The sequence below is a fragment of the Flavobacterium sp. SM15 genome (assembly GCF_022012335.1).
In the GTDB taxonomy this organism is placed as follows: domain Bacteria; phylum Bacteroidota; class Bacteroidia; order Flavobacteriales; family Flavobacteriaceae; genus Flavobacterium.
The window spans coordinates 210,632-228,879 of record NZ_JAKLTO010000002.1 but is presented as its reverse complement, the minus strand read 5'-3'; the positions used below and the strand labels follow the sequence as shown (position 1 = coordinate 228,879).

The 18,248-nt window shown below is 37.4% G+C and carries 16 protein-coding genes and 2 tRNA genes; 11 read left to right on the top strand and 7 right to left on the bottom strand.

All coding sequences use genetic code 11. The annotated features are described in order from the left end of the window. Positions 1–83: 83 nt before the first annotated feature. The 4 genes from LZZ90_RS03915 (at position 84) to LZZ90_RS14085 (ending at position 3,215) form a co-directional block, all read left to right on the top strand. A complete protein-coding gene (locus LZZ90_RS03915; RefSeq protein ID WP_237789382.1) occupies positions 84–230 on the top strand; it encodes a hypothetical protein in 147 nt (48 codons plus the stop codon). Between the two features lie 163 nt (positions 231–393). Beyond that, positions 394–1,071 (top strand): recombinase family protein, encoded by a 678-nt coding sequence (locus LZZ90_RS03910; RefSeq protein ID WP_237789381.1) that lies wholly within the window; start codon positions 394–396, stop codon positions 1,069–1,071. 331 nt (positions 1,072–1,402) lie between these two features. Next, positions 1,403–1,576 carry a hypothetical protein gene (locus LZZ90_RS03905; protein WP_237789380.1) on the top strand — a complete coding sequence of 58 codons (174 nt, stop codon included), beginning with the start codon at positions 1,403–1,405 and terminating at the stop codon, positions 1,574–1,576. Then, complete coding sequence (locus tag LZZ90_RS14085) at positions 1,563–3,215, top strand: recombinase family protein (RefSeq protein ID WP_370640622.1); 1,653 nt, start codon at positions 1,563–1,565, stop codon at positions 3,213–3,215. The genes LZZ90_RS03905 and LZZ90_RS14085 overlap by 14 nt, the downstream gene beginning before the upstream one ends. Here the strand turns inward: LZZ90_RS14085 and LZZ90_RS03900 are convergent. Together LZZ90_RS03900 and LZZ90_RS03895 are read right to left on the bottom strand one after the other, a co-directional pair. After that, positions 3,175–3,247 (bottom strand) — tRNA-Met (locus tag LZZ90_RS03900). The genes LZZ90_RS14085 and LZZ90_RS03900 overlap by 41 nt on opposite strands. Before the next feature lie 32 nt (positions 3,248–3,279). Further along, positions 3,280–3,352 (bottom strand) — tRNA-Met (locus LZZ90_RS03895). A 118-nt stretch (positions 3,353–3,470) separates the two neighbouring features. Here LZZ90_RS03895 and era point away from each other — a divergent pair. The 3 genes from era (at position 3,471) to LZZ90_RS03880 (ending at position 8,710) form a co-directional block, all read left to right on the top strand. Further along, the gene (era, locus tag LZZ90_RS03890) at positions 3,471–4,355 is read left to right on the top strand and encodes a GTPase Era (protein WP_237789379.1); all 885 of its coding nucleotides are present in this window, start codon (positions 3,471–3,473) and stop codon (positions 4,353–4,355) included. A 161-nt stretch (positions 4,356–4,516) separates the two neighbouring features. Further along, on the top strand, positions 4,517–5,827 hold the full coding sequence (gene der, locus LZZ90_RS03885; RefSeq protein ID WP_237789378.1) for a ribosome biogenesis GTPase Der: 1,311 nt from the start codon (positions 4,517–4,519) through the stop codon (positions 5,825–5,827). A gap of 99 nt (positions 5,828–5,926) precedes the next feature. Then, positions 5,927–8,710 carry an outer membrane beta-barrel protein gene (locus LZZ90_RS03880; protein ID WP_237789377.1) on the top strand — a complete coding sequence of 928 codons (2,784 nt, stop codon included), beginning with the start codon at positions 5,927–5,929 and terminating at the stop codon, positions 8,708–8,710. 52 nt (positions 8,711–8,762) lie between these two features. Here the strand turns inward: LZZ90_RS03880 and LZZ90_RS03875 are convergent, their stop codons facing one another. The 5 genes from LZZ90_RS03875 to LZZ90_RS03855 all read right to left on the bottom strand — a co-directional run bounded on the left by LZZ90_RS03875 (position 8,763) and on the right by LZZ90_RS03855 (position 11,360). After that, positions 8,763–8,975, bottom strand: coding sequence for a hypothetical protein (locus tag LZZ90_RS03875; RefSeq protein WP_237789376.1), 213 nt, complete (start codon positions 8,973–8,975; stop codon positions 8,763–8,765). Between the two features lie 138 nt (positions 8,976–9,113). Then, positions 9,114–9,890: a YgcG family protein gene (locus LZZ90_RS03870; RefSeq protein WP_237789375.1), complete on the bottom strand. Its 777-nt coding sequence runs from the start codon at positions 9,888–9,890 to the stop codon at positions 9,114–9,116. A 21-nt stretch (positions 9,891–9,911) separates the two neighbouring features. Further along, positions 9,912–10,349: a TPM domain-containing protein gene (locus tag LZZ90_RS03865; protein WP_237789374.1), complete on the bottom strand. Its 438-nt coding sequence runs from the start codon at positions 10,347–10,349 to the stop codon at positions 9,912–9,914. Beyond that, a complete protein-coding gene (locus tag LZZ90_RS03860) occupies positions 10,349–10,966 on the bottom strand; it encodes a LemA family protein (RefSeq protein ID WP_237789373.1) in 618 nt (205 codons plus the stop codon). The genes LZZ90_RS03865 and LZZ90_RS03860 overlap by 1 nt, the downstream gene beginning before the upstream one ends. 64 nt (positions 10,967–11,030) lie before the next feature. Continuing rightward, positions 11,031–11,360 (bottom strand): MerR family transcriptional regulator, encoded by a 330-nt coding sequence (locus tag LZZ90_RS03855; protein ID WP_237789372.1) that lies wholly within the window; start codon positions 11,358–11,360, stop codon positions 11,031–11,033. 348 nt (positions 11,361–11,708) lie between these two features. On the opposite strand from LZZ90_RS03855, the gene alaS reads away from it, so the two are divergent. The 4 genes from alaS (at position 11,709) to LZZ90_RS03835 (ending at position 18,248) form a co-directional block, all read left to right on the top strand. Continuing rightward, positions 11,709–14,345, top strand: a complete 2,637-nt coding sequence (gene alaS / locus LZZ90_RS03850) for an alanine--tRNA ligase (RefSeq protein WP_237789371.1) — start codon at positions 11,709–11,711, stop codon at positions 14,343–14,345. A gap of 65 nt (positions 14,346–14,410) precedes the next feature. After that, positions 14,411–15,163: a hypothetical protein gene (locus LZZ90_RS03845; protein WP_237789370.1), complete on the top strand. Its 753-nt coding sequence runs from the start codon at positions 14,411–14,413 to the stop codon at positions 15,161–15,163. A gap of 50 nt (positions 15,164–15,213) precedes the next feature. Continuing rightward, complete coding sequence (locus tag LZZ90_RS03840) at positions 15,214–16,164, top strand: GSCFA domain-containing protein (RefSeq protein WP_237789369.1); 951 nt, start codon at positions 15,214–15,216, stop codon at positions 16,162–16,164. 248 nt (positions 16,165–16,412) lie between these two features. Next, positions 16,413–18,248: an ATP-binding protein gene (locus LZZ90_RS03835; protein ID WP_237789368.1), complete on the top strand. Its 1,836-nt coding sequence runs from the start codon at positions 16,413–16,415 to the stop codon at positions 18,246–18,248.

Genomic DNA, 18,248 nt, shown 5'->3' with positions numbered 1-18,248 from the left:
GAATAGGCGAATAAATACGTTCAAAAATTCTGAGCAAAATTTTTCAAAATCAAAATTCGAGATATTTATTAGTAAACAGAAACATGAAAATAATTATCACGCTAGGGCAACTTAAAAATATACTTCAGACCGAAGACCCAAAATATCCGATAACATTTGAAGTATCGAATTTCACAACTAAAGAACTAAAAGAGTTTTCAAAATTATTACAACAAAAAGAGCGTGGCTAATCCCACGCTTTATTTATAGCGCAAAACTGCTTGAAATTCCCGCTAATTTTATACAGCCCAGGATTCCTGGTTTTTTTCTTTTTTAATTCAAAAAATACCTGGACTATTGCAATGTAATAAATCACAAACGGACGTTTAAATATTTGGACAAGGCTAAAATATTATGAAAAAGTACATTGCATATTATAGAGTAAGTAGAAAAGTTCAGGGGATTTCAGGATTAGGGCTATCAGCTCAAAAATCATCCGTTGAAAAATATGTAGCTGGTCAGGATGGTGCTATATTGAATGAGTACACAGAAATTGAAACTGGAACTAATAAACGTGACCGCATCGAAATTCATAAAGCGATTCAAGAAGCAAAAAACGAAGGCGCAATATTGGTTATTGCTAAATTAGACCGTTTGGCTCGTAATGTGAGTTTTGTAAGTTCACTTATGGATGCAGGTGTTGAGTTCGTGGCGGTGGATATGCCATCGGCTAATCATTTTACAATACATATATTTAGTGCGCTGGCGCAACAAGAGGCTTCGATGATAAGTTCCCGTACCAAACTAGCTCTGGCAGAATTAAAGAAAAAAGGGGTTAAACTGGGAAGTCCTAAGAATTTGACGGCAGATGCCCGTAATAAGGGTGTGCAGACCATAAAAGAGAATGCTTTGAACAACGACCGCAATCGTCAGGCTCAATCTATTATAGGTAACTGTAAAGAAAAAGGAATGACCTACCGACAAATAGCTGATTATCTTAATGAGTTGAACTTTAAAACCCGTTACGGCAAACAATTTTTAGCTTCTTCAGTTCATCAATTGCATAGGCGAACACCTTTAAAATCAGCATAGTAAATTTATTTTTTTTCCAAAAAATAACTTGCACCCAAAGGAAATTAGTAGTAAGATTGCCTATAGTTAGATTAAAAGGCAAAAACTGATGGGTAAGTCAGTTCTTTTTTCTAACTCACTCAAAACTCGATGAGGCAGCTTGTCTGTTAGACGTATAACATTTCCACTTTGTTCTTAAAAAGTGGTTTCAGCACAAAAATATTAAGAACTCTCAGGGTTCTGAAAACTTGTAAGCTAGTTATAATAGATTTTATAATTGGCTAGGGGACGCTTTGCGTCAAAAAAATAATCTCACGCCAAAAAAATATGAGATAGTGCGGAAGTTTTAATTATGAACAATGATGGAACAAGTAATGAGAAAATAAAATTAACGATTGAAGAATTAAGAAAATTTAAAGGATTTGAAGCAGTTTCTGATTCAGACGCCGAAAACATAATTGATAGTTTAGCTCAATTAGCAATAATAGCGTACAATTTAAATATAGAAGAAAATGGGTTTAGATAAGTTTAAAAAATTTCAAAAAGAAAAAATAAAAGAAGAGGTTGTTGTTAAAGAGATTTGGGGATATACCAGAGTTAGCTCCAAGTTACAATTAGCAAATAACAGTCTGGAAGAGCAAAATAATGAAATTGTAAATTTTGCTAATAAAAATGGTTACGCACTGAAAAATATGCTTGGTGGAACCTACGAGAGTGCTTCTGGAGACTTTACGAGAAAAGAGTTTACTAAATTGTTGGATGAGGTAAAAAGTGCAAAGAAAAAGCCATTTGCGATTGCGATAAAGTTTATTAGTAGATTTTCAAGAACTGGTGGTAATGCCATATCTATTGTTAATGAGTTGGTAGATAAGATTGGCGTTCACTTGATAGAGACTTCTTCGGGACTTTGTACCGATGATGAGTATAGTAAATTAGAAATTTATAACAAGCTTTTGGATGCCCGAAGGGAAAACATGGATAGGTTGGAAAAAACGCTTCCCGGTATGAGGACTTTGCTAAGAGCTGGAAACTGGTTGGGTAAGGCTCCAAGAGGATATACTATGAGGGGTAAGAAGGTGACGGATTATACTTTGATTCAAGAATCACAAGAAATAACAATTAACGAGGAAGGTGAGATTCTGAAACAAGCTTGGAAATGGAAATTGATGGGAGAACGTGATTATGTGATTAAGCAAAAGTTAGAGCTTCAAGGCGTGGTAATCACAAAACAGGCTTTAAGTGCTATGTGGAGAAATCCGTTTTATTGCGGCATCCTTGTAAACTCTTTAATCGAAGAGCCGGTAAATGGTAACTGGAAGGGGATGGTGAGCGAAGAGGATTTTCTGCTTATTGATAAAATGCTGTCAAGTAACAAAAAAAGCACTGTAAAGGAATACTCAAAAGCAAAGGTTAGTGAGTTTAGACCTTTGACTGGTTTTTTGAAATGTGAATGCGGTTGTTTACTTACGAGTTATGAGGTTGAGAAAAAAGCATTACATTATTATAAGTGTCAGAAATGTAAAAATGCCAGTTATAATGCTTTTTCCACTAAGAAGTCAATAAAAGAAGGTTTGAATAATTCTTTTGAGGCTTTATTGTCAAAATATACACTTGACGTTTCATTTATCGAACCATTTAAATTGCAGTTGGATAAGCTGTTTGATACTATGAACACTGATGCTAAGGGAGAAATGAAGTTTTTGACTAATAAGAAAAATGAGGTTGAGAAAAAAATCGAAAATTTGGACAAACGTTATTTTGATAATCCTAATTTCGATGATGTGAAATACAACAAGTATATGTTGCAATTTGAAGCGGAATTGAGGGATGTTGAGGTTAAAATGGAGTTGGCTTCTCAAAGGATATCTAACCACAAAAAACACGTGGATAAGGTAGTGAATATGGTTAAAAATATCAGTGATTGCTGGAGAAGAGGAGATGTTGAGAGTAAAATAAGAATTCAAAATTTGGTATTTCCAGAAGGTTTGTCAATTAGGTCAATTGACAGGCAATATCTAACCAAAAAAGTGAACGGTATTTTTGAGCTAATCTCAGTAATATCAAGGGGTAAGGAAGGCTCTGAAAATGAAAAAACCCATCAAGATGTTGATGGGTCTTCCTTAGTAGCGGGAACAGGACTCGAACCTGTGACCTTCGGGTTATGAGCCCGACGAGCTGCCTACTGCTCTATCCCGCGCTGTACGGTTTGTATTCTCAATATTTTCTTAGTAGCGGGAACAGGACTCGAACCTGTGACCTTCGGGTTATGAGCCCGACGAGCTGCCTACTGCTCTATCCCGCGATGTTTCGAGTGCAAAAGTACAACGTTTATTTGAATAAACAAGTTTTATTTAGAATAATATTGTTTTATTTCGTCTATTCGCTTGATATGACTACCTTTGTAGGCTAATTTTTTTACCATGTCACACAAAGCAGGTTTTGTAAACATCATTGGAAATCCAAATGTTGGAAAGTCCACACTAATGAATGCGTTTGTTGGGGAGCGTCTTTCTATCATTACATCTAAAGCGCAAACCACGCGTCACAGGATTTTAGGAATTGTTAACGGAGACGATTTTCAGATTATGTTTTCCGATACGCCAGGAATTATTAAACCGGCCTATGAAATGCAGGAATCCATGATGAATTTTGTGAAATCTGCCTTTGAAGATGCCGATGTATTGGTGTACATGGTGGAAATTGGGGAGAAGGAACTGAAAGACGAAGATTTTTTTAATAAGATCATTCACTCCAAAATTCCGGTTTTGCTTTTGTTGAATAAAATCGATAAATCGAATCAGGAACAATTGGAAGAGCAGGTGAATTTGTGGAAAGAAAAAGTGCCGAATGCCGAAATCTTCCCGATTTCCGCTTTGGAAAACTTTAATGTGACGGCGGTTTTTGATCGTATTTTGGAATTGTTGCCGGAATCTCCTCCTTATTATCCGAAAGACGCGTTAACCGACAAGCCTGAACGTTTCTTCGTAAATGAAACTATTCGCGAGAAAATCCTTTTGAACTACGACAAGGAAATCCCATACGCGGTAGAAATTGAGACGGAAGAATTTAAGGAAGACGACGATATCATCCGAATTCGTGCCATAATAATGGTGGAGCGCGACACCCAAAAAGGAATTATCATCGGGCACAAAGGTGCGGCGATTAAAAAAGTCGGGATTCAGGCGCGTGAGGATTTGGAGAAATTCTTCGGAAAACAAATCCATATTGAAATGTTCGTGAAAGTGAACAAAGACTGGAGAAGCAACGCATTTCAATTGCGTCGTTTCGGGTACAATCAAAAATAAGCCCGAACTGAAAAACTCAAAATAGCCCCGATAGCAGCGGCATCCTTTTTGTTTTTGACGAATTTGTTTAAGAGTTGAACGTCTGGCAAAAAGATACAGCGAATAGCGGGAGAAGCTTCATATAAAATAAAAAGCCTAACTTTGCAGCAAAATAGCAGAAAATGAACAATATCGTAGCCATTGTCGGAAGACCAAATGTAGGAAAATCGACTTTTTTTAACCGTTTAATTCAAAGAAGAGAAGCCATCGTAGACTCGGTGAGCGGTGTGACGCGTGATAGAAATTACGGAAAAAGTGAGTGGAACGGAAAGGAATTTTCGGTAATTGATACCGGGGGGTACATTAAAGGTTCGGATGATATTTTTGAAGGCGAAATTCGTCGTCAGGTGGAATTGGCTATTGATGAAGCCGATGCGATCATTTTCGTGGTAGATGTGGAAGAAGGTATCACGCCAATGGACGAGGAAGTGGCCAAATTGCTTCGCAAAGTGACCAAGCCGATTTTGTTGGCTGTTAATAAAATAGATAACTCCATGCGTGAGAAAGACGCCGTGGAATTTTATAATTTAGGATTAGGCGAATATTTTACTATTGCCGGAATGAACGGTAGTGGAACCGGAGAATTGTTGGATGCACTTGTAGAAGTGTTGCCGGAATTGCCCGATGCAGTAGAAGAGGAAAGTCCGTTACCGCGTTTTTGCGTGGTAGGAAGACCGAATGCGGGAAAATCATCGTTTATCAATGCTTTAATTGGTGAAGATCGTTTTGTGGTTACCGATATCGCAGGAACAACGCGTGACGCGATCGATACCAAATACAACCGTTTCGGATTTGAATTCAACTTGGTGGATACCGCGGGAATCCGTAGAAAAGCTAAAGTGAAAGAAGATTTGGAATTTTACTCGGTAATGCGTTCGGTACGTGCTATTGAACATTCCGATGTTTGTATCTTGATGATTGACGCGACGCGTGGTTTTGAAGGACAGGATCAGAGTATTTTCTGGTTGGCCGAAAAGAACCGTAAAGGAATTGTAATCCTTGTGAATAAATGGGATTTGGTGGAAAAAGATACCATGTCAGCCCGTGATTATGAAGCGAAAATCCGTAAAGAGATTGAACCGTTTACCGACGTGCCGATTTTGTTTGTATCCGCATTAACGAAACAACGTTTGTTAAAAGCGTTAGAAACTGCGGTGGAAGTGTTTGAAAACAGAAAACAACGCGTTTCTACTTCAAAATTCAATGAATTGATGTTGCCGATTATCGAGCGTACACCACCACCGGCTTTGAAAGGGAAATATGTGAAAATTAAATATTGTATGCAGTTGCCAACGCCAACCCCACAGTTTGTGTTTTTTGCAAATTTGCCACAATATGTGAAAGATCCGTACAAGCGTTTTATTGAAAATCAGCTGCGCCAGAACTATAATTTTTCCGGTGTACCCATCGATATTTACTTCAGACAGAAATAAATTGTTAAAATTTATTAAATAAATAAAATTCTTACATAATAAAATCTTTAATTCGCGGTTTTAATGAGAAATCATTTTAACCGCAATTTTTTTTTATTTATGCCAAAAAAACTAATAGTACTCGTTCTTGCATTATTTGCTGTAAGTGCCTTTGCACAAAATTCCTTTTCAATCAAAGGAAAAATTATTGAAGAGAAAAATAAGCTTCCCATTGAAGCGGCAACGGTTTACTTATCCGTTGTGAAAGATTCCACGTTGGTGGATTACACCATATCCAATAAAAATGGTGATTTTGTTCTCAATGTAAAGAAAACCGATAAGCCTACTTTTTTAAAAGTATCCATGGTTGGTTTTGAGGATTATAAATTGAGTATTTCAGAGCTTTTAAAAGCAAAAGATTTCGGAATTATCCCTTTGAAAGAACAGGCTAAACAATTAGGTGAAATAATTGTAAAAGCCGAAGCACCACCCATTCGTATTAAAAAAGACACGCTGGAATTTAACGCCGCATCTTTTAAAGTACGTCCGGATGCCAACGTAGAAACCCTTTTAAAACAATTGCCAGGAGTGGAAATTGACAGTGAAGGGAAAATTACTGTTAACGGAAAAGAAGTAAATCAGATTTTAGTGAATGGAAAACCGTTTTTCGATAAGGACGGAAAAGTGGCCTTGCAAAGTTTACCTTCGGATATTATCAATAAAGTACAGGTTACCGAAACCAAAACCAAAAAAGAAGAGCTTTCCGGAAAAGCAGCAACTTCAAACAATGCAAGCATCAACCTTACCATTGATGAAGATAAAAATAAAGGCCTTTTCGGAAAATTCATGGCAGGTTACGGAACCGACGACCGTTATGAAAGCAGCGGGCTGATCAATTATTTTAAAAACAAACGAAAAATTAGTGTTTTGGCTTCTTCCAATAATATTAATTCCATTGGTTTTTCCATGGATGAAATTTTTGATAACATGGGTGGTGGTCGTAGCCGTTCGGTTTATTATAATGATAACGGTTCGTTTGGTCTTAACGGAATGCGTTTTGGTGGAGGTTCGGGAATTACCCAATCGGACATGGTAGGGATCAATTATTCCGATGCCCTTTCCAAAAAAGCAGATGTAAATGGAAGCTATTTTTTCTCCGATCAGCATTCAAAAAACAACAACCGGACCCGACAGGTTAATTTTGCCACAAACCGAAATTTTATTACAGAATCTGCATCAGAAGTAAAAAACGATCGTTTTAGTCATATGGCCAAAATGGAATTTGAATTTAAGATCGATTCTACTTCATCCATTGTTTTTACCCCTAATTTTTCAAAGTCAACAGGGAAAGACCGTACTAAAATGGCTCAGGCTTCTAAAGATTTGAATGAGCTGCTTTTAAATGAAAGTACTTCACAAACCTTTGATGAGAGTGATGGTAATAATTTCAAGAGTAACATTTTCTTTAATAAAGCGCTAAATAAAAGAGGCCGTTTTATAAATGTTTCGTTCGAGAATGAGAATGCTAGGGATAATGTTACCTCTTACAATAAATCGGCAACTATTTATTATCAGGGAACTACTCCGGATGATTTTAGGGATCAGGTGAAGAAAAACCGAAACTTGAGTGATACCTATTTTTTGAATACAGAATACTCAGAGCCTTTGAAAGATTCCCTTAAAGTAGATCTGGCGTTGGAATACAACTGGAAAAAGAATTCTAAAGACCGCAAGGCTTTTAATTATGATGCAACCGAACAATCGTATTCGGATGAAAATGAGTTTTTAACCAACTATTTGACTTCAACTATTCGTACGGTAAAACCAAGTGCAGGATTCAGTGTCAATAAGAAGAATTTAAACTTCAGTGTGGCAGGAGGTACGGCAATTTCCGATTTTGATAATCATTCCCTATATCGAGATGCGGTTACCGATTTGAATAGGAAATATGTATTGCCTTATGCAAGAGCAAATATGAATTATAACTTTACTAAATCCATACATGCGTGGATGGGTTATACTTATGAATTTGATTTTCCTACTGCAGATCAGGTATTACCGGTTGAAGATTTGTCCAATCCCCTTGTTACTTACAAAGGAAATGCAGACTTAGACCTGAACAAGAACCACAATATCTACTTAGGCTTTAGCAATTACGATTATGCCAGCCGATCTGGATATTCGTTTTATGCAGGGGGCGATTATTACGAGAGTCAGGTGGTAGCTTCAACAAAAATTGAAGACGGTGGAAAACGATTTACCACTTATACCAATGTAAGGGATACCTATTCAAGTTGGATGGGAGGGAACTGGAGTAAATCTCTTAAGCAGGAAGCGCACAAATTCCGTTTTGGTTTTGGAATGAATGCAAATTTCGGGCTTACTAAAGGATTCAACAACGATAAACTTTATGAAGCACAATCTACGCGTTTAACACCTAGAGTGTTTTTAAATTACGATTATGGAGAATTGTTAACGGTTAGCCCATCGTATAATTTTACGTATTCTGATACACGTTATAATAATTATCCTCTTGACAAAGCGACCAACGTGCTTCACCGTTTTAATGTTCAGGTAACTAATTATTGGCCTAAAAACTGGGTATTCGGAAATGATTTTGGATATACTTATAATTCCAATATTGCAGATGGTTTCAAAAAAGATTTTTATTTGTGGAATACCAGTTTAGCCTATAGCTTTTTCAATAAAAAATTTACGGCAAAGGTTAAGGTGTATGATGTGTTAAACCAAAATCAGAGTGCAACAAGAACGATTTCTGCAACAACCATTCGTGATGAGCAAAATACAGTGTTGAAACGCTATGCAATGTTTTCTTTAACTTATAAAATTGAAAAATTTGCCGGAAAGGAAAAGCCTTCGAGAGGGCGCTTTATGATGCATTAAATTAAAAAAGAGATAGTTGAAACTATCTCTTTTTTAATTTAATTAAGAATCTCTAAACAGGATAATCTTCATACCATTGATCAAATGTTTTGTTGGAAGCGTAGTTATCGCTTAGTACTTTATAAACCATGAAAGGGATCAAAAGAAATCCAAAAATCATTGAGCCAATTAAGAATTTGAATGAAACCTCGGTTTGGCACAAAACTGCAAATCCAAATACATACAATGTCGTTGCCCATACCAGTTTTATTGCAACGTTTTTCATGATATTGATTTCTTGTAAAGGTACGATTTGTGTACTTTTTTTAAGTTAATAAACTGGTAATAAAACAATTGTGTAAAAAAAAACAGAGTGCCTTGGCACTCTGTTTTTTTGTGTATAAACTTGTCGTAAATTTTGAATTTACCAACTTCCGCCAGCTCCACCACCGGAGAAACCTCCGCCGCCAAAACCTCCGCCGAAGCCTCCGCCACCAAAACCTCCACCGGAAGAACTTCCACCACCAAAACCACCGCGGCCTAAGCTGCTAAGGATAATGATGTCTCCCAAATCTGGTCCGGAGAAACGCCCGCCACGTCCACCGCCGCGATTATTTTTGGAAAGAATGATAATAATGATAATGAAAAGGATGATGAAAAAAATGATTTTTCCTATGCCCGGTCCTTCGGATTTATCCGCAATGCGCGTGCCTTTGTATTTTCCTTTCAGAACCTCGAAAATAGCATCGGAGCCTTTGTCTAAACCGTTGTAATAGCTTCCGGCTTTAAATTCCGGTATGATGACGTTGCGAACCAATTCTCCGGTAATTCCGGCGGTAAGTCGGTCTTCAACACCATAGCCGGGAGCAATCCAAATTTTACGGTCGTTTTTGGAAAGCAGGATTAAAACCCCATTGTCCTGTTTGGCTTGCCCTATACCCCATTGATGTGCCCATTTCGGAGTTAAAATTCCAATGTCTTCCCCTTTAAGATCTTCTATGGTAATCACCACAATTTGAGTTGTAGTCGAATCGGAGTATTTAACCAGTTTGTTTTCAAGTTGTTGTTTTTCAGATGAACTCAGCAAATTTGCATAGTCGTAAACACTGGTTTGAAAACTGGGTTTTTCAGGAATGGTATATTGAGCAAACCCGAATTGATGCAACATTACAAAAGTTACCGCAATCAGGATTTTTATCATTTTAAAAAGGAAATTTGTCATTTATCCTTTGGAGATTTCGTTAGATAATTCGTTGGTGTCGTCACTTTGATATGGGAAGTATTTTTTAAGTCGGTCGCCGGCTCTTAAAATTCCTTCTACCAAACCTTGCTTATAACGTTTGTTTTTGAAATGTTCAATGATGAGGTCTTTGGTACAATCCCAGAAGTCAGCTTCAACAACTTTGTCGATGCCTTGGTCTCCAATGATTGCAAAAGTATGGTCCTGAACACCAACGTAAAACAAAACGCCATTACGCGCTTCAGTTTTATCCATATTTAAAGCGTGAAAAACCTCCTGAGCCCTTTGCAGCGGAGGTTTTTCAGTATGTGCTTCAATATGAACCCTGATTTCACCGGAAGTGTTTTTTTCCGCTAAAGAAATCGCATGTACAATCTCTTTTTCTTCTTCCGGGGTTAGAAAATCTTCCGTTAAAGACATTATTTTTTCTCTTCGGTTTTATTGAAATCAAATTGTACGTCTACTGGTTTTTCAGCACCGGCTACCGCATCGAAATAGGCTTTTTCAGTAAATCCGAACATGCCGGCTAACAAACTGTTAGGGAAGGTTTTGATGTGGGTATTGTACGGTTTAACTTGCTCGTTAAAACGTGTACGTGCTGTTAAAATTTGATTTTCCGTACTTGCCAATTCGTCTTGTAATTTCAAGAAGTTTTCGTTGGCTTTTAAGTTCGGATATTGCTCCACCGTAACCAATAATCTTGATAATGCAGAAGTTACCCCTCCTTGCGCCTGATTGAACTGAGCCAATTGCTCCGGTGTGATGTTGCTTGGGTCGATTGTTACTTGAGTCGCTTTAGCACGGGCTTCGATTACCGCGGTTAAAGTTCCTTTTTCGAAATCGGCAGCACCTTGCACGGTTTTTACTAAGTTTCCGATAAGGTCGTTACGTCTTTGGTAGGAAGTTTCAACGTTACCCCAGGCTTCTTTAATGCCTTCGCTCATGGTAACTGCGGTGTTGTTTACTCCTTTAGCCCAGCTGTACAAAGCAAATACAATTACTACAATTATACCTACGGGAATTAACCATTTTCTCATGTGTGTTTAGTTTTAAAGGTTGTTTTTCTGAATTTAATTAGTCGTTAATCTTATAAAATGTTACTTACAATTCGTTTTTCATGTTGGTAAGCTGTACTTTGATGGCTTCTAGTTTTCTTATAATTTCAAACTTGTCCAGCGTTTTTTTCTGGCCTTCTTTCAAATGTACTTTGGCTCCGTCTAAAGTAAAGCCTCGTTCCTTGACCAAATGATAAATCAGTTGGAGGTTTTTTACATCTTCTGGGGTAAACATTCGATTGCCTTTGGCATTTTTTTTCGGTTTTAAAATATCGAATTCCTTATCCCAAAATCGAATGAGCGAAGCGTTCACGTCAAATGCTTTGGCCAGTTCGCCTATGCTGTAATATCTTTTTTCGGGTAAGTCTAAATGCATTGGTTTGTGTTTTGTAAATCGGTAAAATCAAATCTCATTAAAAGCTTGCGGTTTCTCCTTCTTTTTGTTGTAAAATATACTATTTTTGCAGCTTATAAAATGGTGTTTGCGAGCCGGTTGTAAGGGTTATACGAACAAATTTAAAAAATGTTTCAAAATAGTTGTTTTTTTGAAGCGAAACATTTGGCAAGTTTGTAAGCCGTTTACCTGCCTTCGCTACTAGTCACGATTGAAATCGTGAGCTAACCGCTCTGTCAGGGCTAGGGGAGCAGCCATTTTACTTTTTGTAATCGGAATAGAAAATTAGTGCGAATTCATACAATTCGTAGCAAAAACAGAAATAAAAAAATGAAATCACAAGACATTCGTAAGGCTTACCTTGATTTTTTTGAAAGCAAAGGACATTTAATCGTTCCTTCTGCGCCGATCGTTTTAAAAGACGATCCGACTTTGATGTTTAACAATTCCGGAATGGCTCAGTTTAAAGAGTTTTTTCTTGGGAACGGAACACCGAAATCACCAAGAATAGCCGATACGCAAAAATGTCTTCGTGTATCCGGAAAGCACAACGATTTGGAAGATGTAGGTTTTGATACCTACCACCACACCATGTTCGAGATGTTGGGGAACTGGTCGTTTGGCGATTACTTCAAGAAAGAAGCCTTAGCTTGGGCTTGGGAATTCTTAACGGAAGTGTTGAAATTGGACAAAGATCGTTTGTATGTTTCCGTGTTTGAAGGAAATCCTGCAGAAAATGTTCCTTTCGATCAAGAGGCATTCGATATCTGGAAACAATACGTTTCAGAAGACCGAATCATCCTTGGAAATAAAAAAGATAATTTCTGGGAAATGGGCGACCAAGGACCGTGCGGACCGTGTTCCGAAATCCATATCGATTTGCGTACCGATGCAGAAAGAGCTGCCGTTTCAGGGCGTGAATTAGTAAACGCAGATCATCCGCAGGTAGTGGAAATCTGGAACAACGTATTTATGGAGTTCAATCGTAAGGCTGATGGTTCATTAGAAAAATTACCGGCACAACACGTAGATACCGGAATGGGCTTCGAGCGTTTGTGTATGGCAATGCAAGGTGTAACATCTAACTACGATACCGATGTATTTACGCCACTAATTGCTAAAGTTGAACAAATCACAGGAAAAAAATATACCAACAACGAAATAAAAGACATCAGCGAAGAGCAAAATAAAACCAATATTGCAATTCGTGTAATTGTAGACCACGTTCGTGCGGTGGCTTTCGCTATTGCAGACGGTCAGTTGCCTTCTAACGGGGGAGCGGGTTATGTAATCCGTCGTATTTTGCGTCGTGCGATTCGTTATGGTTTTACGTTCTTAAATACAAAAGAGCCTTTTATTTATCAGTTAGTTGAGGTTTTAGCTAATCAAATGGGGGCTTTCTTCCCGGAGATTGTGGCTCAGAAAAATTTGGTTTCGAATGTAATCAAAGAAGAAGAAGCGTCTTTCCTAAGAACGTTAGATCAAGGATTACAATTATTAGAGAATGTAGTTGTTGAAACTAAAGGTGCTGAGGTTTCTGGTGAAAAAGCTTTCGAATTGTACGATACCTTCGGATTTCCTAAAGATTTGACCGCTTTGATTCTTAAAGAAAAAGGCATGTCCTTCAACGAAAGCGAGTTTGAGAAATCCATGGCAGAACAAAAAGCGCGTTCTCGTGCGGCTTCCGAAGTTTCAACTGAGGATTGGAATGTGCTGGTTCCGGGCAATGTAGAAACTTTCGTAGGCTACGATCAAACCGAAAATGAAGTGAAAATTACCCGTTTTAGAAAAGTAGATTCTAAAAAAGACGGAAAATTATACCAAATCGTTTTAGACAATACGCCTTTTTATCCGGAAGGCGGAGGTCAGGTTGGTGATAAAGGAATTTTAGTTTCTGCAAACGAGACTATCGAAATCATCGACACTAAAAAAGAAAACAACTTAATTCTGCATTTCGCGAAAAGTCTACCGGAAAATGTAAACGGGACTTTTCAGGCAAAAGTAAACACAGATTTAAGATCGCATACAGCAAGCAACCACTCGGCTACCCACTTATTGCACCAGGCGTTGCGTTCGGTTTTAGGAACGCATGTAGAGCAAAAAGGATCATTAGTGGCGCCAAATTATTTACGTTTTGACTTTTCGCATTTCTCAAAAGTTACTGAGGAAGAATTGAAGCAAGTGGAAGATTTCGTAAACGCAAGAATTCAAGAGCAATTACCGCTAATCGAAAGAAGAAGCATTCCGTTTGCTCAAGCGATTGAAGAAGGTGCTATGGCGTTGTTCGGAGAGAAATACGGGGACAATGTACGCGCAATCAAATTCGGCGAAAGCATGGAATTGTGTGGGGGAATCCACGTGAAAAACACTGCAGAGATCTGGCATTTCAAAATTACAAGTGAAGGTGCTGTTGCGGCTGGAATCCGTCGCATTGAGGCGATTACCAATGATGCGGTGAAACAGTTTTTCTCGGCGCAGGAATCGGCTTTGAAAGAGATTAAGGAAACGTTGAAAAATCCACAGGATGTGATCAAATCGGTAGTTTCTTTACAGGATGAGAATGCAAAACTGAAAAAACAAATCGAGCAGTTACTGAAAGAAAAAGCGAAAAACCTTAAAGGGGAGTTAGCGGGTCAGTTGCAAAACATCAATGGAATTGATTTCTTAGCAGTTCAGGTTGATTTGGATGCGAACGGAGCAAAAGATTTAGCTTACGAATTGGGACAAAACAAAGACAACCTGTTCTTGGTTTTAGCAACCGCAGCAGACGATAAGCCAATGCTTACTTCTTATATCTCTAAAGAATTAGTGGAAAGTAAAGGGTTGAATGCAGGACAAGTGGTTCGTGAATTAGGAAAATACATCCAAGGTGGCGGAGGCGGACAGCCTTTCTTTGCGACAGCTGGAGGGAAAAATGTTGCGGGAATAAAAGAAGCGCTTGAAAACGCTGTTTCGTTTGTGAAATAATTTTTTCACGTTAAATTTAAAGGAATTGTTTTTAAATTTATCGTTCATTCATAAGTATAATTAATATGAAAAAATTAGTTGCCCTTGTTTTCGTTTTTGCGCAAGTACTGGTGTCTTGCTCCAGTAGTGATGATTCTGCTTCTGTTGGGACTGCGTATCTTATAAAAAGAGCTGTTGCTAACGGAATTACTTTCGAATACAGTTATAGTAACGGAACGAACAAAATGGTGAGTTTTACGGCGTCCGGTCAGTTGCAAACCTATGAGTATACGGGAAATCTGATTACAAAAACATCTCGTTATCTTTACGATCCTTCAGTGGTTGATTACGAGACAACTTATGAGTATGATGAGAATCAGAAATTAATTGCCGAAACATTTATTGATTACCATTCCATGACCACAAGTCGTAAAGTATTTACTTATAATGCAGACGATACGGTTTCTTATCAAGGATATTCTGGTAATATTGGAAACCCTACCGCTAATGGCTTAACCGGAATTATCTATTTGAATTCCAACGGAGAGCCTTATAAAGTAGAAGAATTTTCCAATGGGAACCTTCTTTTTAAGAAAGAATTTACCTATGATGATAAAAACTCGGTTTTTAAAAATGTGGCAGGTTTCAATAAGCTTTTAACAATGTATGATACTGGAAAAACCAACAATTTGCTAACCTCAAGGACTTATGACGGAAATGGGGTGTTGGTTATGGGCTATACTAATAGCTATGTCTATAATTCCGGGAATTTTCCTGATGAACTTACAACAACACAAAATACTGGAAGTTCCACTACAACAAATTATTTTTACTGGTAATATTAAACCCGAAATCAATTAGATTTTGGGTTTCTTTTTTTATGAAAATTATGAACTTTCTAACCAAGATACCGCTTGTTAAAACTGAATCTCCAATAGATTATAATTCTAGGATTTTGCTGTTGGGGTCTTGTTTTGCGGAAAATATAGGAAGCAAGTTCGATTATTATAAGTTTCAAAGTTTAGTGAATCCGTTTGGGATTATTTTTAATCCGGTTTCGATTGCCGATATCGTTAGAAGGGCAACTGATAAAGATTTTTTCTCTGAAAATGATGCTTTTTTTTACAATGAGCGCTGGAATTCCTATCAAGTACATTCAGAGTTGAGTTCTGCCAACAAAGAAACTTTTCTTGAGCAGCTTAATTATCAAATCGAGGTTACGCAAGCCCAAATTCTACAGGCCAGTCATGTTTGTGTCACTTTGGGAACAGCATGGGTTTATCGCCATTTAGAAAACAATATGGTGGTGGCTAATTGTCATAAGGTGCCTCAAAAACATTTTCAAAAGGAATTGCTTTCTGTGGAAGAAATTTTAAAAAGCCTAGAGGAAATCGTTTCAAAGATAAGATCGTTAAACAAAGAAGTGAAATTTATTTTTACGGTTTCCCCGGTTCGTCATATTAAAGACGGTTTTGTTGAAAATCAATTAAGTAAGGCACATTTGCTTACGGCACTTCACAAATACCTTGGTTTTAAAAATTCAGGAAGCAGTTATTTTCCTTCGTATGAAATCATGATGGACGAATTACGCGATTATCGTTTTTACGCTCAAGACATGCTTCATCCTAATTCAATTGCCATAGACTACATTTGGCAGCGTTTCACAGAAACATTTATTACTCAAGAGAGTTTTTCGATTATGGAAGAAGTTGAGGTTGTCCAGAAATCATTATTGCACAAGCCGTTTAATCCAACTTCGGAATCACACAACAAGTTTCTGGAGAATTTGAATAAGAAGATGGAATCTGTTCAGCAAAAAGTACCACATATCGAATTTTAAAATACGGCAATTGACGTATTGTATGCTAGTGTGAAAAGTGGGAATTTTATCCGATCAATTACGGATAATGTTAGAGTTTTTTACAAATATGAGGTCAAGGATTTTAAAATTCGGAAAAATCAAAATTGCTGTAACATTTATAGTTCTTTTAGTATTGTTTTGTTTGGTATTGAACTTATATAATATTTTTACACGTTAAGAGCATTTGTAAAAATAGAACGTCCTCATCAGGTTAGTAGATTAATTTGATGGGGATTTTTGTTTCTCAAAATATCGTTTTGAAAGAAATGTTCTTAACTTTAACCAAACATCCAACTATGGTTCCCTTTCGAAAGCTGTTTCTTTTCTCTTTTCTACTCATGTTTCAAATTGTTTTGGCGCATCCTAGAGCAACTATTAAAGAAATTGATTCCATCAACAACCTTCCTTTTGATTATAAAATTGCCAACACTTCCAAGGTGATTAAACTTACGTTCCACAATATCGAAAAGGCTAAGGAAATCAATTATAAAAAAGGAATTGCCCAGGCTTATGCCAATCTTGGAACATTGTACTACTATCAGGGGAAGTACGATAAAAACACGTTTTATATGCTCAAGGCTATTCGCTTTTTTGAGCAGCAGAACGACATGAAAGCATTGGTTTGGGTTTATGGAGATTACGGATATCAGCTAAAAAGAAGAAATATGGCTCAGGCCGCGTTCTACATGAACAAAGCAATAAAGTTAGGCCGGCTTTCCTACAAAGATAGTGAGCTCAATGCGATATATGATAATTACGGCGTACTTAAAGAAATGCAAAATGATTTGGACAGTGCGATGTATTTCTACACCAAAGCTTTAAAATTCAAGGAAGTTGCAAATGACCAACTAGGAATTCCATACAGTTTGAACAAGATTGCAATGGTGAGAATCATGCAAAAGAAATTTTCGGAGGCTAAAATCCATTTGGATAAGGCCTATGCTATTCGGTTAAAGCGTAACGATCAAATCGGAATTGCCGAAAATCTTAACTTCTACGGACATTATTTCAAAGAATCGGGAAATCTGCAACAAGCAGTTGTTTATTTTAACAAAGCGTTGACTGTGAGTAAGAAGTACGACTATAAGAACCTTGTACAGGAAAATTATCAGCAGCTTTCCGAATTATACCAAAAGAACAATGAATTTGAAAAAGCGTTGGAATGTTTCAAAAACCATGTGCAATACAAAGACAGCATTCAAAATTTAGAGTTAAGGACGCGGCAGGCAGAATTCGATATTGAATATGAAACCGAGCGAAAAGAAAAAGAGATTTTGGTGCAGAAAGCCAATGTAGCCCAAAAGAACTTCTGGATTTTAACCGTCGGGTCGCTTTTAGTGGTTTCAGTGTTGCTCGGGTTTTTATTTTATGGACGTCAGAGAGCAAAGAACCGCCAGTTGGCTCGCGAAAATGAATTGAAGGCAGCATTGCAGCGTATTGAAAATCAGAACGAGCTTCAAAATCAGCGTTTAGCTATTTCCAGAGATTTACACGATAATATCGGTTCGCAGTTAACCTTCATCATTTCGTCTGTTGATAATTTGAAATACCGTTTTTCTATTGAAGATCAGCAGTTGAAAGACAAGCTTCAGGACATCAGTCGTTTTACAAGAACTACAATTACCGAGTTACGCGATACAATTTGGGCAATGAACAAAGAAGAACTTTCGTTTTACGATTTAAAAAACCGAATCACTAATTTTATCGAGAGCGCCAAAAAGGCTTCAGAGTATGTAGAATTTACCTTTGAAATCGATCCGGAGATCTCTGATGCGGTTGTTTTTTCCTCATTAAAGGGAATTAATTTGTATCGTATTATTCAGGAAGGGATCAACAATGGCCTGAAACACGCAGAGGCGCGTCAAATCGAAATCGCAATTCGTAAAAAAGCAGAAGGTTTTGTAATTCAGGTTAAGGATAATGGAAAAGGGTTTGATGAAAATTCTGTGGTGCTTAACAATGGAATTGCTAATATGAAAAAACGGATTTCTGAAATTGGCGGCCAGTTTTCGGTTCAGTCTAAAACGGGAGAAGGAACAATTATTACTGTAGAATGGAGTTAA

What these genes read in the sequence shown, in the direction of transcription:
- alaS (WP_237789371.1), top strand. Translation starts at nt 11,709, where the DNA reads ATGAAATCACAAGACATTCGTAAGGCTTACCTTGATTTTTTTGAAAGC.
- LZZ90_RS03855 (WP_237789372.1), bottom strand. Translation starts at nt 11,360, where the DNA reads ATGCATTTAGACTTACCCGAAAAAAGATATTACAGCATAGGCGAACTG.
- LZZ90_RS03910 (WP_237789381.1), top strand. Translation starts at nt 394, where the DNA reads ATGAAAAAGTACATTGCATATTATAGAGTAAGTAGAAAAGTTCAGGGG.
- LZZ90_RS03835 (WP_237789368.1), top strand. Translation starts at nt 16,413, where the DNA reads ATGGGGATTTTTGTTTCTCAAAATATCGTTTTGAAAGAAATGTTCTTA.
- LZZ90_RS03905 (WP_237789380.1), top strand. Translation starts at nt 1,403, where the DNA reads ATGAACAATGATGGAACAAGTAATGAGAAAATAAAATTAACGATTGAA.
- LZZ90_RS03865 (WP_237789374.1), bottom strand. Translation starts at nt 10,349, where the DNA reads ATGTCTTTAACGGAAGATTTTCTAACCCCGGAAGAAGAAAAAGAGATT.
- der (WP_237789378.1), top strand. Translation starts at nt 4,517, where the DNA reads ATGAACAATATCGTAGCCATTGTCGGAAGACCAAATGTAGGAAAATCG.
- LZZ90_RS03870 (WP_237789375.1), bottom strand. Translation starts at nt 9,890, where the DNA reads ATGATAAAAATCCTGATTGCGGTAACTTTTGTAATGTTGCATCAATTC.
- LZZ90_RS03915 (WP_237789382.1), top strand. Translation starts at nt 84, where the DNA reads ATGAAAATAATTATCACGCTAGGGCAACTTAAAAATATACTTCAGACC.
- LZZ90_RS03860 (WP_237789373.1), bottom strand. Translation starts at nt 10,966, where the DNA reads ATGAGAAAATGGTTAATTCCCGTAGGTATAATTGTAGTAATTGTATTT.
- LZZ90_RS14085 (WP_370640622.1), top strand. Translation starts at nt 1,563, where the DNA reads ATGGGTTTAGATAAGTTTAAAAAATTTCAAAAAGAAAAAATAAAAGAA.
- LZZ90_RS03880 (WP_237789377.1), top strand. Translation starts at nt 5,927, where the DNA reads ATGCCAAAAAAACTAATAGTACTCGTTCTTGCATTATTTGCTGTAAGT.
- LZZ90_RS03845 (WP_237789370.1), top strand. Translation starts at nt 14,411, where the DNA reads ATGAAAAAATTAGTTGCCCTTGTTTTCGTTTTTGCGCAAGTACTGGTG.
- era (WP_237789379.1), top strand. Translation starts at nt 3,471, where the DNA reads ATGTCACACAAAGCAGGTTTTGTAAACATCATTGGAAATCCAAATGTT.
- LZZ90_RS03875 (WP_237789376.1), bottom strand. Translation starts at nt 8,975, where the DNA reads ATGAAAAACGTTGCAATAAAACTGGTATGGGCAACGACATTGTATGTA.
- LZZ90_RS03840 (WP_237789369.1), top strand. Translation starts at nt 15,214, where the DNA reads ATGAACTTTCTAACCAAGATACCGCTTGTTAAAACTGAATCTCCAATA.